The organism is Brevibacillus sp. NL20B1, from assembly GCF_018195675.1.
Taxonomy (GTDB): domain Bacteria; phylum Bacillota; class Bacilli; order Brevibacillales; family Brevibacillaceae; genus Brevibacillus; species Brevibacillus aydinogluensis.
Genome location: NZ_JAGTPT010000004.1, coordinates 120,984 through 133,672 on the forward strand (window position 1 = coordinate 120,984; position 12,689 = coordinate 133,672).

Sequence of the window (12,689 nt, forward strand, 5' to 3'; positions counted from 1 at the left end):
TCGCTCAAAAGACTCGATTGCAAAGCAACTCACCGAATAATAGAGTGCCAGGGTGATCTTTCTTTCTTACACAGCTCATTTCGTCATCGTACAGGTCTGGCGTCATACCAGTATCGAAAATAAGCGATTGGCTCTTCTGATCTATACGACCATTGATCCCATACGCTGCTCTTTTCATCGGTCCATTTGGTTATCACCGGGCGGTATTCACCGGGCTGGACAACGATGGGAAGCGATGCAATCGTGTCCAATGATTCCTTCCGGTCATCAAACAATTCAATCTTCAGCCGTACTTTCATCGGCTCGTCTGTATAGTTTTTCACCATAAACAGATGGCGGTAATCTTCGCTGGAACAGTTCCGCCAACACGGTAGCGGAGAGGAAAACACCAGTTCTACACGTATCTTTCCATCCCTGATGTTCTCGTCCTTCGCAAACACTTTCTCGGCGTGCTTCAATATGTTGACATATTCCCATTTACCGGACAAAGGATACATGAGAAATCCCAACACACCCAAGTGTGCAAGTAAACCCAATATGAACAAGGCACCCTGTTTGGTTTGGTGAAACCGTTCTGGGTGTTTAAAGTAATCATGGATTAAACCGAAGAGTACAGCAACTAATAAAAAGAAGCCTAACAACATAAGCACAAGAGCCATAATCGCCATTTCTGATGGAGAAGAAAAAAAAGGGAGTCCATAGACGGATTGGAAATGCCAATGGGCGGAAACAACGATCCCCAGCATGGCCAGGTACAAATACAAGCCGATGCGTTTCAGTACACGTGACGAGTACTTAATACCAAAAACTACAAACAACAATGGAATTGAAGAGGTTATGCAGACAATAAACTGTTCCATTTTGACCATCTCCGCTATTCTATGTAAGTGTGACGCGACCAACTGCTTTACTCTCCCCGGTATTTTCGCTCAATTTCCTCCTTCATCTCTTCAAACGATTCCTCGGTCAGGTTAAGCAGATAGTCGGTCAGCTCTTCCTTTGAGCGGGTGACCAACGCCTCGCGCTCCTGCCGCATCCGGGTCAGGTACGTTTTTGCCTGGCTGCCAATCTTCCCGGTGGCGGCCAAATACTCGATTGCCGCCCCCACGTTCAGACTTTCCCGCCAGTTCTTTTCATACCAATCACGGTCGTACATATCGATCCACTTGTGCCTGTCGATGCGCACAGCTTCCGCCTCTGTCAGCGCGTCCCGCTTCCACATATCCCACTTCTCCGCGATCTCCCGGGCTCTCTCCAGCTCCGCCTGGAACTGCTCCTGATTGGTCACATTCGCGTACAACCCTTCGGCCGCCTGGGCAATTTGCTTGAGCTGTTTCTGCCCATCGGCATTGACGTCGAACCCGATGACATTCAAAAGTGGCATGACATGCGAGTTGGAAAGTTCCTTGGCCGCGGCAACCGGATCGCCGTCACACGTCTCAATCCCGTCACTGACCAGATAAATCACGTTGGTATTGTTCTCGGCTCCGTACGTGGCCAGATCCGCCTGTGCCAACTGCAAAGAGCGGGCAATCGAGGTCCAGCCGGTCGGTTCAAACTGCTGCAACGCCTCCTCCAGCCTCTGCGCATCGAACGGCTGCAGCGGATAGACCAGCTCGCTGCTGCCGCACGAGAGCTGTTTGTGCTTATCAGCATTGCTGCCTTTATGTCCATAGACGCGCAGGGAAACCCTCGCTCCCTCAGGGAGGCTTTCGGCAAATGCTTGAATTGCTTCCTTGGCCAACTGCATTTTGGTCTTTTCACCGATTTTTCCGGCCATGCTTCCACTCGCGTCCAAAATGATCTCCACGTTGAAATGCTCCTTGAACTGGAGCCGGGTATCTTCTATGTCGGGGTTGCCGAAAGACGCCACACGCCAACGGTCCACAACAGTCTGGGGGCTCGCGTAGTCTTCGGCAAACAGGGAAAGCAGTTTCTCCCCGTACACTTGCACCATCGCTTCATCCACACCGTCTACCAGGAGGGGCAGGCGATCCAGTATCTTCGCGATGTCACTGTGCTGAGGATGGTTGGTCAGATAAAAATGGGTGCCGGCCAGCGGGCCCGGTTGTGCGGCAATCAATTCCTGCGTCGTCTGCGGCAAGCGGGAAGTGTCCGGCGCTGAGCCTGTAACGGCCGTCCCCCATGAACAGCCGCCAAGGGACATAATCAGAATCAAGCCGCCCAGCATACGAGTCCATCTGTTAATGAACGTCATGTAGTGATTCTCCTCCCCGGCTTTTGTAAGTCTGCTGTGTCGTCATGCTTACAAGGTGATGCGTTTTCCGCCCCATCCCATTACTTCGGCAAAAGCGATCCGCCTGCTTTTCGCCGTCTGCTTCACCTTTTCCGTAACCGTGTTTAGAAATGCCAATCCAAAAGTATCGCTCTGGTACCGGACCGATGTCTCCACCTCAATCCGCATGTCGCTGTCAAACATGGTGACGACCGATCCGCTGCGCGTCGCACCGTTGGCTTGCAAAATTTCTCCTGCTGCTTCGCGAATTTTCCGTTGTGCAGACTCCAAACCTTGATAGAGATAACCATACAGCACACCATTTGCCGGTACATGTGAAAGCAGCACGTTATCAATGGCACGGTAGCGGACCTCGCTTTCCGACCAATCAGGATGAATGCTGCGCAGCCGCATCGTTTCCAAATCGACTTTCACCATGATAAAGTCCGGGTCCAGCATGCCAGCTATGGAACTGTCGTATTCACGGATGGCTTCCTCCGCCTCTTCGTAAATGATTTGCACGGCTGCGATGCTCGCCTGCTGCGCGCTGTTGGCTGCCACTTCCTTGTCCACAAAGATCGTGGACATGTTGAAAAGCAGCGTGAACATGACAAGAGACAAAAAGAAAAAAATCGTCAGAACAAAAACAGTCATATTACCCCGTTGGTTGCCAAGCAGCTGTTTCACCTGTTCCATTCAATGAACCACCCGTCCCCGTACCTCGCGGCCAAGCGAAATGACTTTGTCTTTCTCCGTCATGTGCTGTTTGATTACGTCAGGAATGAAAAACAGGTCGAGATTGACACCGATTCTCGCCGTAAAGTAGCTGCCTTCATCGGAAATGTGTGAATCGCCGCTGTCATAGGAAATGCCCCCTCCAGCAGAACGTACAATTCGCTCCGCTGCGCTCATCGCCTCGTTTGTATTTCTCGTGACAGCATATACTTTGGCCGCCTCATTTGCAGCCGACTGGGCGATGATGACGGCGTAGACACCGGTTAAAAACTGCCAGAGAATCAGCAGAATGAGAAAGACAAGCGGCAAAATCCCGAGAAACTCCACGGTGACAGAGCCTTTTACATTGTTCAGACAGCGGATTGATTTCCTCATTTGTAATGTCACCTCCGTTTGCTGGCTGCTGCCTTCGCACACCTTTGTTCTCCCGTCGATTTGTTACTGTGCCTGCACGTTTTTGCTGTACTGCTGGTTGATCGCCTCAATGGCTTCTTTGTGTGTTTTGTCGTTCGATGATTCCGAATCCGGGTTTTCGATGTTCGGGAATTGCCGCAGTACCTTTTTGATTTCCTCACTTTGATGGCCATACGGGACTCCGGCAAAGCGTCCCGGCGGCAGCTTGTAAAACTCCTCCGCTGTCTCCGGGAGTTTGGTCAGGCCTTCCGGGATCATGGATTTTAGCAGCTGTATTTTTTCCTCTCGGCTTTTTGGCGTGTCCACTGTAGATTCCCCTGTCTGATGATCCGCAGCAGAATGGTGCGTGGGGGCACCTGACGTTTTGGGATCAGCTGGTTTCTCCTGATCGGATGAGCAGGCTGACAAGACAAGCAAACACGCCAGGAGGGCAGAGAGCAGCTTATTCGCGTGTGCCTTCATAGCCGAAACCTTCCTTTTTTCGCAAAAATCAATCAGCAGTCCGCTCCCCTCTTCCCTTGATCACACCGTTTCAGTCGTTGGCGAATCTAGTTTGTCGCATGTTTCTTTTTGACGAGATTCAGGTGATTTCGCTTGATAAACGGCAACACAGCCGCAAGAATGAGCAAATCAAGGGGAAATTCTTTCCGGATAATCGCCATCAAAGCAGTGGCGGGAACGATTAAGGCATAAAAGTAGATCACCATGAACTTCCAAAAACGCTGCCAGTTTTGTACCGACTTGGACATGTTACACACCTTCCCTCCGCAATGATTGGAGCATTATCACTGCGCATTTTTTCGGCGAAGCTGCTCCATAGCCGACTGTTCAATAAATGGAAAGGTTATCCAGATTGCAAAGAGCGCGAATGGAATCGGCTCCCCCAATACGATAAAGAGACAAGAAAGCGGCAGCATGACACCATACATGATGACTCCTGCAATGTTCCAAAACCGCTGCGACACGACATTTCGCTCCTTTCACCTAATTGATGCTAGCCTTCCACTGGTTCCAACCCTTTTACCTCGCTTGGTTCGCTGATCCATTGATGGGTATACATGGTGAAAATTACGGTGATCAGCGGGAATACGATCACGTTGAGCAAAAGCTGCGTAAACCAGACCGCCCCAAAACTGGTCGTAATGTAGATGACGGAGGCAAACCCGGCCATGCTGATCAGCCACTGGACGGCACTTGCCAGCAGAATCAGGCCGAGAAGCGGCACAAAATGCCGCTTTGCCAGTTCAAAGGAGGAACGCATGCATTTCCAGGGGGATCTCTTTTTCAGCACGACCAGAAACGGCGTAAGGCAAAACAGGATCAAGAGAACCACCCCCGGCACGACAAACAGCACCATCCCCAGACACACTGCCAGCGCATAGACGATCCCGAACAGAAACACGGAGAAGCCGTTCTCAAAGAAGGTACGGAACGCATGGCGAAGCGGCCGTTCCTCCCCCTCCAGTTGGCTTTTCACGTATTGGACAAACACAATCTGCACAACGGTCAAAAACACAAGCATCAGAAATAAGTTGTAAAAACTGGACACGACCGGGGCTCCGGCCAGCGCAGCCAGAAAACTGACGTAATTGATCGTAACATTATGAACCAGCAAAAACGGCAGCAGAATCACACCCGACAGAAGCAGCAGCGCTTCGATATGTCGCGCGTAAAAGCGTATGCTTTCTTTCAGCGGATTCATTGAACTGCACCTCCTGTGTTCCTGTCCGCTTAAGGGATGCGCAGTATGGCAAATACTTCATCCTGCAGAATCTCCCTGTTTTTCTCTTCAAAAGCTTGTTTCATTTTTTACATCGGTCATTGAGCAGTGCCGCTTCCTCCGTTAAGAGGAAAACCATCCAAGTACCTTGCCAATACCTTTGCGAACCGAGCTGATGCGTTTTGACAGCGCTCCTCCCGAGGCTTTGTTGTACCATTTCACCAATCGGGCTCCTGCCCAGAGTACGAACCCTGTCGCGACACATGCAAATGCTATTGCCTGCCATCCAGGAATAGTGGAGGTGATCACCCCTATGTCCATCAATGTGCTTCCCAGGTTGCCTATCCCGTCCACAAACTTCTCATTCTGCTTTTCCTCACCCAAATCGGGATCGTACGCCTGCCTAAATTGGCCGACCATGTTAAAGAAGTCAAATGGCAAACTGATTGCTGCAACAGCGACGTTTAAGCCAGTTACAACGCCAGGCACTCGTACAGTACCAGCATTAGCGGGTGCATATCTTTGAAAAACAAATTTGTAACTGTCATACGCCCCTTTGGCATCCAGACCATCCAACGTGAGTCCAGGCAGATCGCTATACGGTGTATCCTGGAGGGCGATATCAAGTCCTTTTACGCCAACTCTGAATAAAACTTTGCCATAGCTGGCTCCTGCCTGCCCAGCCGTTACCGTTCCTCTTTCCACTAGTTCCTTGGAATAGTTGAGAGTCCCGCCAATGATCTCCTTGTAGGACAACTCCGCCAACTTGTATGCTAATGTCTCGGTAAAGGGCTGGGGTTTAGCTGACCGCCCGTCCTGCTTCAGACTGTGGGGCGTTAGGTCAGGCACGCTGATGTTAGGCGGGCGGAGATCTGGCACATCCATGGTAGGAGGCTTCAATGTGGGTACTGTGCCGTTTCGCGGCTGCAAGTCAGGTACGTCCCATCGAGGTGCTTCCAATTTCGGCACGTCCAGTTGCGGTACGTCCCATCGAGGTGCTTCCAATTTCGGTACGTCTAATTGCGGAACATCCCAATGCGGTGCTTCCAATTTCGGTACGTCCAGTTGCGGCACGTCCCATTGCGGTGCTTCCAATTTTGGCACGTCCCATTGGGGAGCCTGCAAATCGGGAACTGGCAGTTTGGGAACATCATACGTTCCCCCTCCCAGGTTTGGTACGTACGGCCGCGCCACTGCAACCACTGGGAATACATTCATCAACAGAATCAACAAGGCGAAGATACCAGCGAACCAGGCTCTTCTTCCTCTACTCCTCACAAACTTTGCTCCTCCTTGCATCAGTTCTTTTCTTTTACATTTGCGTTATATTTCTGGTTGATCGCGTCAATGGCTTCTGTGTATGTTTTATCGTTCAAATTTTTAAGGAACGTCTCCAATTCGAGCCCTCGCTGCCGACTCAATTTGTAATGTGCTTTTTCCATCTCTTCCAGTTTGACAATGGTGCTTTTATCCAATATTTCTTTTCCTTCCATGTATAAAAAGGCAGAGGAAAAATTATTGCTTTCCCGATTTGCCTTTGAATTCCAGGCCAATCCAAAACGAAGAATTTCCTTTACTTGAGAAAGATGTTTGGAAAAGGCATCATGAGAGGCGCCATTTTTCCACTTCCACCATTTTCGGGCAATATCTTTGGCCTGCTCAAATTCCTTCTCCAATTCCTTTTGATCCTGGATCAGCACATAACGGCCTTTTGCCGCTTCTGCCACCGCTTTGAGCTGGCGCTGTGCTTCGCCATCCACTCCGAAGCCAACAACGTTTACGATCGGCGTCACGTCAGAGTCAGCCAACTGTTTGGCCACCTGTACCGGATCGCCGCCGCACGTCTCAATCCCGTCGCTGACCAGGTAGATGATGTTGGTGTTCCTCTCCCCTTTGTACGCCTGCAAATCTTGCTGCGCCTGCTCCAGGGCGAGAGCAATCGGCGTCCAGCCCGCCGGCTTGAACTGCGCCAGCGCACTGTCCAGCTTTTGCTTGTCGTACGCCTGCAGGGGATACATCACATCGCTTTTGCTGCAGGAGCGCGCTTTATCTGCTTCCGATCCCGTCCCCTCATGGCCGTAGACCCGTAACCCTACTCGCGCACCGTCAGGCAGGGAGGCGGCAAACGAGCGGATCGCTTCCTTGGCTGCTTCCATCCTCGTCTTGCTCCCCGCCATATGGCCCATGCTGCCGCTTGCGTCCAGCACGATCATCACGTTGTACTGCTCCTTGAACTGATAGCGCGGATCATCCATGTCCGGGCTGCCAAACGAGGACAGCTTGATCTGGTTGATGATTTCCTCCGGTTCCGGGTAATCTTCGGCAAACAGCCCGAGCAGCGCGAGGTAGTACAGCTCGATGATTTCCGAATCGGGGTTTTCAATGTTCGGGAATTGCCGCAGTACCTTTTTGATTTCCTCACTCTGCTTACCGTACGCGACACCCGCAAAACGCCCCGGCGGCAGCTTGTAAAACTCCTCCGCTGTCTCCGGGAGTTTGGTCAGGCCTTCCGGGATCATGGATTTGAGCAGCTGTATTTTTTCTTCCCGGCTTTTTGGCGTGTCCACTGGTGATTCTCCTGTCTGATGATCCGCAGCAGAATGGTGCGTGGGATCATCTGGCGCGTTGGAATCGGCTTGTTTCTCCTGATCGGATGAGCAGGCTGATAAGACCAACAAACATGCCAGGAGAGCAGATAGAAGCTTATTCGCTTGTGCCTTCATAAATAGCGACCTTCCTTATAGCGTTTAGATAATGTCCACAGCGCTTGGGTGATGGGCCAGCTCGCTTGACCCATCACTCCACGCCAGGTACTTTATTTCTACCTTCGGTTGAATGTGCAGGCCTTGCGGTCTGCAACCGCGGGGGAAATCAGCTACTCTTCTTTTACATTTTCGCTATATTTCTGGATGATCGCGTCAATGGCTTCTGTGTATGTTTTGTCGTTCAAACTTTCAAGGAACGTCTCTAATTCGCGTCCTCGCTGCTGGCTCAATTGGTTTTGGGTTTTTTCGAGCTCTTCCAGTTTGGCAATGGTGCTATTATCTAAAATTTTCCCTTCCATGTGTAAAAAGGCAGAGAATAAATTATAGCTTTCCCGACTTCTCCTTTCATCCCAGATAAATCCAAAATGAAGAATCTCCAAACTTTGAGAAAGATGTTTGGAAAAGGCATCATAAGAAGCACCACTTTTCCATTTCCACCACTTATCAGCAATCTTTTCAGCTTGCTCAAATTCCTTCTCCAGTTCCTTTTGATCCTGGATCAGCACATAACGGCCTTTTGCCGCTTCTGCTACCGCTTTGAGCTGGCGCTGTGCTTCTCCATCCACTCCGAAGCCGACAACATTTACGATCGGCGTCACGTCAGAGTCCGCCAACTGTTTGGCCACCTGTACCGGATCGCCGCCGCACGTCTCAATCCCGTCGCTGACCAGGTAGATGATGTTAGTGCTCTTCTCTCCTTTGTACGCCTGCAAATCTTTCTGCGCCTGCTCGAGAGCGAGGGCAATCGGCGTCCAGCCCGCCGGCTTGAACTGTGCCAGCGCACTGTCCAGCTTTTGTTTGTCGTACGCCTGCAGGGGATACATCACATCGCTTTTGCTGCAGGAACGAGCTTTGTCCACTTCCGATCCCGTCCCCTCATGGCCGTAGACGCGCAGTCCCACCCGCGCACCGGCAGGCAGGGAGGCAGCAAACGAGCGGATCGCTTCCTTGGCCGCTTCCATCCTCGTCTTGCTCCCCGCCATATGGCCCATGCTGCCGCTTGCGTCCAGCACGATCATCACGTTGTACTGCTCCTTGAACTGATAGCGCGGATCATCCATGTCCCGGCTGCCAAACGAGGACAGCTTGATCTGGTTGATGATTTCCTCCGGTTCCGGGTAATCTTCGGCAAACAGCCCGAGCAGCGCGAGGTAATACAGTTCGATGATTTCCGAATCCGGGTTTTCGATGTTCGGGAATTGCTGCAGTACCTTTTTGATTTCCTCACTCTGATAGCCATACGGGACACCGGCAAAGCGCCCCGGCGGCTGCTTGTAAAACTCCTCCGCTGTCTCCGGGAGTTTGGTCAGGCCTTCCGGGATCATGGATTTGAGCTGCTGTATTTTTTCCTCCCGGCTTTTTGGCGTTTCCACTGGTGATTCTCCTGCCTGATGATCCGCAGCAGAATGGTGTGTGGTGGCATCTGGCGCGTTGGAATCGGCTGGTTTCTCCTGATCGGATGAGCAGGCTGATAAGACCAACAAACATGCCAGGAGGGCGGAGAGCAGCTTATTCGCATTTGCCTTCATAACAACGACCTTCCTTATAGCGTGTAGATAAAGTCCGCAGTGCATGGGTGATGGGCCCTTTCGCTCGCTTGACGACCAGCACCGAGGTGGATCTGTCCGCTTCAAAACGCGACGCGGGCAGGAAACCCATCACTCCACCCCAGCACTTTATTTCCACCTTTGGTTGAATGTGCAGGCCTTGCGGTCTGCAACCGCTGGGGAAATCAGCTACTCTTCTTTTACATTTGCGTTATATTCCTGGTTGATCGCCTCAATGGCTTCTGTGTATGTTTTATTGTTCAAATTATCAAGAAACATTTTCAATTCGTCTCCTCGCTGTTGGATCAATCGATTTTGTGTTTTTTCGATCTCTTTCAATTTGTCAATGGTGTTTTCATCTAAAACCTCCCTACTCAGGTAAGAAAAGGCGGAGAATAAATTAAAGCTTTCCCGTCTTCTCCTTGCATCCCAAGTAAATCCAAAATGAAGAATCTCCCCTTCTTGAGATAGATATTTAGAAATTGCATCATGAGTGGCACCACTTTTCCACTTCCACCACTTGTTAGCAATCTTTTCGGCCTGTTCAAATTCCTCCTCCAGTTCCTTTTGATCCTGAATCAGCACATAACGGCCTTTTGCCGCTTCCGCTACCGCTTTGAGCTGACGCTGCGCTTCTCCATCCGCTCCGAAGCCGACGACGTTTACGATCGGCGTCACGTCAGAGTCCGCCAACTGTTTGGCCACCTGTACCGGATCGCCGCCGCACGTCTCAATCCCGTCGCTGACCAGGTAGATGATGTTGGTGTTCTTCTCCCCTTTGTACGCCTGCAAATCTTTCTGGGCCTGCTCCAGAGCGAGGGCAATCGGCGTCCAGCCCGCCGGCTTGAACTGTGCCAGCGCACTGTCCAGCTTTTGCTTGTCGTACGCCTGCAGGGGGTACATCACATCGCTTTTGCTGCAGGAGCGCGCTTTGTCTGCTTCCGCCCCCGTCCCTTCATGGCCATAGACCCGTAACCCTACTCGTGCACCGTCAGGCAGGGAGGCGGCAAACGAGCGGATCGCTTCCTTGGCCGCTTCCATCCTCGTCTTGCCCCCCGCCATATGGCCCATGCTGCCGCTTGCGTCCAGCACGATCATCACGTTGTACTGCTCCTTGAACTGATAGCGCGGATCATCCATGTCCGGGCTGCCAAACGAGGACAGCTTGATCTGGTTGATGATTTCCTCCGGCTCCGGGTAGTCTTCGGCAAACAGACCGAGCAGTGCGAGGTAGTACAGTTCGATGATTTCCGAATCTGGGTTTTCGATGTTCGGAAATTGCCGCAGTATCTTTTCAATTTCCTTATCTTGCTTGCCATACGGGAGACCGGCAAAGCGCCCCGGCGGCTGGTTGTAAAACTCCTCCGCTGTCTCCGGGAGCTTGGTTTGGCCTTCCGGGATCATGGATTTGAGCCGCTGTATTTTTTCCTCCCGGCTTTTTGGCATTTCCGTAACTGTTGATTCTCCTGTCTGATGATCCGCAGCAGGTTGGTGCGTGGGATCGTCTGGCGCGTTGGAATCGGCTTGTTTCTCCTGATCGGATGAGCAGGCTGACAAGACAAGCAAACACGCCAGGAGGGCAGAGAGCAGTTTATTCGCATTTGCCTTCATAACAGCGACCTTCCTTATAGCGTGTAGATAAAGTCCGCAGTGCATGGGTGATGGGCCCTTTCGCTCGCTTGCAGACCAGCACCGAGGTGGATCTGTCCGCTTCAAAACGCGACGCGGGCAGGAAACCCATCACTCCACCCCAGCACTTTATTTCCACCTTTGGTTGAATGTGCAGGCCTTGCGGTCTGCAACCGCGGGGGAAATCAGCTACTATTTCTTTACATTTTCGTTATACTGCTGGTTGATCGCCTCAATGGCTTCTGTGTATGTTTTATCGTTCAAATTTTTAAGGAACGTCTCCAATTCGTTTCGTCGCTCCTGAATTAATTTGTCTTGTTTATTTTTGATCTCTTCCAGTTTGGTAATGGTGCTTTTATCCAATATTTCTTTCCCTTCCAAGTATAAAAAGGAAGAGAAAATATTATAGCTTTCTTGCCTTCCCTTTTTTCCCCAGTCAAATCCAAAACGAAGAATCTCCAATCCTTGAGAAAGATGCTTGGAAAAGGCATCATGAGAGGCGCCATCCTTCCACTTCCTCCACTTGCGGGCAATCTCTTCGGCCTGCTCAAATTCCTCCTCCAGTTCCTTTTGATCCTGGATCAGCACATAACGGCCTTTTGCCGCTTCCGCTACCGCTTTGAGCTGGCGCTGTGCTTCTCCATCCACTCCGAAGCCAACAACATTTACGATCGGCGTCACGTCAGAGTCCGCCAACTGTTTGGCCACCTGTACCGGATCACCGCCGCACGTCTCAATCCCGTCGCTGACCAGGTAGATGATGTTGGTGCTCTTCTCCCCTTTGTACGCCTCCAAATCTTTCTGCGCCTGCTCCAGGGCGAGGGCAATCGGCGTCCAGCCCGCCGGCTTGAACTGTGCCAGCGCACTGTCCAGCTTTTGCTGGTCGTACGCCTGCAAGGGGTACATCACATCACTTTTGCTGCAGGAGCGCGCTTTGTCTGCTTCCGCCCCCGTCCCCTCATGGCCGTAGACGCGCAGTCCCACCCGCGCACCGTCCGGAAGGGAGGCGGCAAACGAGCGGATCGCTTCCTTGGCCGCTTCCATTCTCGTCTTGCCACCCGCCATATGACCCATGCTGCCGCTTGCGTCCAGCACGATCATCACGTTGTACTGCTCCTTGAACTGATAGCGCGGATCATCCATGTCCGGGCTGCCAAACGAGGTCAGTTTGATCTGGTTGATGATCTCCTCCGGTTCCGGGTAATCTTCGGCAAACAGCCCAAGCAGCGCGAGGTAGTACAAATCGAGTATTTCTACATCCGGGTTTTCGATGTTTGGGAATTGCTGCAATACCTTTTCGATTTCCTTATACTGGTGACCATACGGGACACCGGCAAAACGTCCCGGCGGCAGGTTGTAAAACTCCTCTGCTGTCTCCGGGAGCTTGGTCAGGCCTTCCGGGATCATGGATTTGAGCAGCTGTATTTTTTCTTCCCGGCTTTTTGGCATTTCCGTAACTGTTGATTCTCCTGTCTGATGATCCGCAGCAGGTTGGTGCGTGGGATCGTCTGGCGCATCAGCTGGTTTCTCTTGATCGGATGAGCAGGCTGATAAGACCAACAAACATGCCAGGAGGGCGGAGAGCAGTTTATTCGCGTTTGCCTTCATAACAGCGACCTCCCTTTATCTGCAAAAATTAAAAA

General features: G+C 51.5%; 13 protein-coding genes. All 13 read right to left on the minus strand.

Going from position 1 to position 12,689, the window contains the following annotated elements; genetic code table 11:
* Window positions 1-83 precede the first annotated feature (83 nt).
* The 13 genes from KDN35_RS04615 to KDN35_RS04675 all read right to left on the minus strand — a co-directional run bounded on the left by KDN35_RS04615 (window position 84) and on the right by KDN35_RS04675 (window position 12,453).
* Window positions 84-860 (minus strand): hypothetical protein, encoded by a 777-nt coding sequence (locus KDN35_RS04615; RefSeq protein ID WP_171567448.1) that lies wholly within the window; start codon window positions 858-860, stop codon window positions 84-86.
* A 47-nt stretch (window positions 861-907) separates the two neighbouring features.
* Complete coding sequence (locus KDN35_RS04620; RefSeq protein WP_212132219.1) at window positions 908-2,218, minus strand: VWA domain-containing protein; 1,311 nt, start codon at window positions 2,216-2,218, stop codon at window positions 908-910.
* A 48-nt stretch (window positions 2,219-2,266) separates the two neighbouring features.
* The gene (locus KDN35_RS04625) at window positions 2,267-2,890 is read right to left on the minus strand and encodes a pilus assembly protein TadG-related protein (RefSeq protein ID WP_249178916.1); all 624 of its coding nucleotides are present in this window, start codon (window positions 2,888-2,890) and stop codon (window positions 2,267-2,269) included.
* Window positions 2,891-2,932: 42 nt separating this feature from the next.
* Window positions 2,933-3,346 carry a TadE family protein gene (locus KDN35_RS04630; protein ID WP_212132221.1) on the minus strand — a complete coding sequence of 138 codons (414 nt, stop codon included), beginning with the start codon at window positions 3,344-3,346 and terminating at the stop codon, window positions 2,933-2,935.
* A 63-nt stretch (window positions 3,347-3,409) separates the two neighbouring features.
* Entirely contained in the window at window positions 3,410-3,643 is a 234-nt protein-coding gene (locus tag KDN35_RS04635) for a hypothetical protein (protein ID WP_212132222.1), read from the minus strand.
* Between the two features lie 290 nt (window positions 3,644-3,933).
* On the minus strand, window positions 3,934-4,134 hold the full coding sequence (locus KDN35_RS04640; RefSeq protein ID WP_171567443.1) for a hypothetical protein: 201 nt from the start codon (window positions 4,132-4,134) through the stop codon (window positions 3,934-3,936).
* Window positions 4,135-4,170: 36 nt separating this feature from the next.
* On the minus strand, window positions 4,171-4,350 hold the full coding sequence (locus tag KDN35_RS04645; RefSeq protein WP_171567412.1) for a hypothetical protein: 180 nt from the start codon (window positions 4,348-4,350) through the stop codon (window positions 4,171-4,173).
* A gap of 29 nt (window positions 4,351-4,379) precedes the next feature.
* Window positions 4,380-5,087, minus strand: coding sequence for a YciC family protein (locus KDN35_RS04650; protein WP_171567442.1), 708 nt, complete (start codon window positions 5,085-5,087; stop codon window positions 4,380-4,382).
* Window positions 5,088-5,228: 141 nt separating this feature from the next.
* Window positions 5,229-6,404 carry a hypothetical protein gene (locus tag KDN35_RS04655; protein WP_212132223.1) on the minus strand — a complete coding sequence of 392 codons (1,176 nt, stop codon included), beginning with the start codon at window positions 6,402-6,404 and terminating at the stop codon, window positions 5,229-5,231.
* Window positions 6,404-7,672 (minus strand): vWA domain-containing protein, encoded by a 1,269-nt coding sequence (locus tag KDN35_RS04660; protein WP_304414760.1) that lies wholly within the window; start codon window positions 7,670-7,672, stop codon window positions 6,404-6,406. Before KDN35_RS04660 ends, KDN35_RS04655 begins: the two co-directional genes overlap by 1 nt.
* A gap of 308 nt (window positions 7,673-7,980) precedes the next feature.
* Window positions 7,981-9,243 (minus strand): VWA domain-containing protein, encoded by a 1,263-nt coding sequence (locus tag KDN35_RS04665; RefSeq protein WP_311837655.1) that lies wholly within the window; start codon window positions 9,241-9,243, stop codon window positions 7,981-7,983.
* 363 nt (window positions 9,244-9,606) lie between these two features.
* Window positions 9,607-10,821, minus strand: a complete 1,215-nt coding sequence (locus KDN35_RS04670; protein WP_249178917.1) for a vWA domain-containing protein — start codon at window positions 10,819-10,821, stop codon at window positions 9,607-9,609.
* A gap of 417 nt (window positions 10,822-11,238) precedes the next feature.
* Window positions 11,239-12,453: a vWA domain-containing protein gene (locus KDN35_RS04675; RefSeq protein ID WP_249178918.1), complete on the minus strand. Its 1,215-nt coding sequence runs from the start codon at window positions 12,451-12,453 to the stop codon at window positions 11,239-11,241.
* Window positions 12,454-12,689: the final 236 nt, after the last annotated feature.

What these genes read in the sequence shown, in the direction of transcription:
- KDN35_RS04615 (WP_171567448.1), bottom strand. Translation starts at nt 860, where the DNA reads ATGGAACAGTTTATTGTCTGCATAACCTCTTCAATTCCATTGTTGTTT.
- KDN35_RS04620 (WP_212132219.1), bottom strand. Translation starts at nt 2,218, where the DNA reads ATGACGTTCATTAACAGATGGACTCGTATGCTGGGCGGCTTGATTCTG.
- KDN35_RS04625 (WP_249178916.1), bottom strand. Translation starts at nt 2,890, where the DNA reads ATGACTGTTTTTGTTCTGACGATTTTTTTCTTTTTGTCTCTTGTCATG.
- KDN35_RS04630 (WP_212132221.1), bottom strand. Translation starts at nt 3,346, where the DNA reads ATGAGGAAATCAATCCGCTGTCTGAACAATGTAAAAGGCTCTGTCACC.
- KDN35_RS04635 (WP_212132222.1), bottom strand. Translation starts at nt 3,643, where the DNA reads ATGATCCCGGAAGGCCTGACCAAACTCCCGGAGACAGCGGAGGAGTTT.
- KDN35_RS04640 (WP_171567443.1), bottom strand. Translation starts at nt 4,134, where the DNA reads ATGTCCAAGTCGGTACAAAACTGGCAGCGTTTTTGGAAGTTCATGGTG.
- KDN35_RS04650 (WP_171567442.1), bottom strand. Translation starts at nt 5,087, where the DNA reads ATGAATCCGCTGAAAGAAAGCATACGCTTTTACGCGCGACATATCGAA.
- KDN35_RS04655 (WP_212132223.1), bottom strand. Translation starts at nt 6,404, where the DNA reads ATGCAAGGAGGAGCAAAGTTTGTGAGGAGTAGAGGAAGAAGAGCCTGG.
- KDN35_RS04670 (WP_249178917.1), bottom strand. Translation starts at nt 10,821, where the DNA reads ATGATCCCGGAAGGCCAAACCAAGCTCCCGGAGACAGCGGAGGAGTTT.
- KDN35_RS04675 (WP_249178918.1), bottom strand. Translation starts at nt 12,453, where the DNA reads ATGATCCCGGAAGGCCTGACCAAGCTCCCGGAGACAGCAGAGGAGTTT.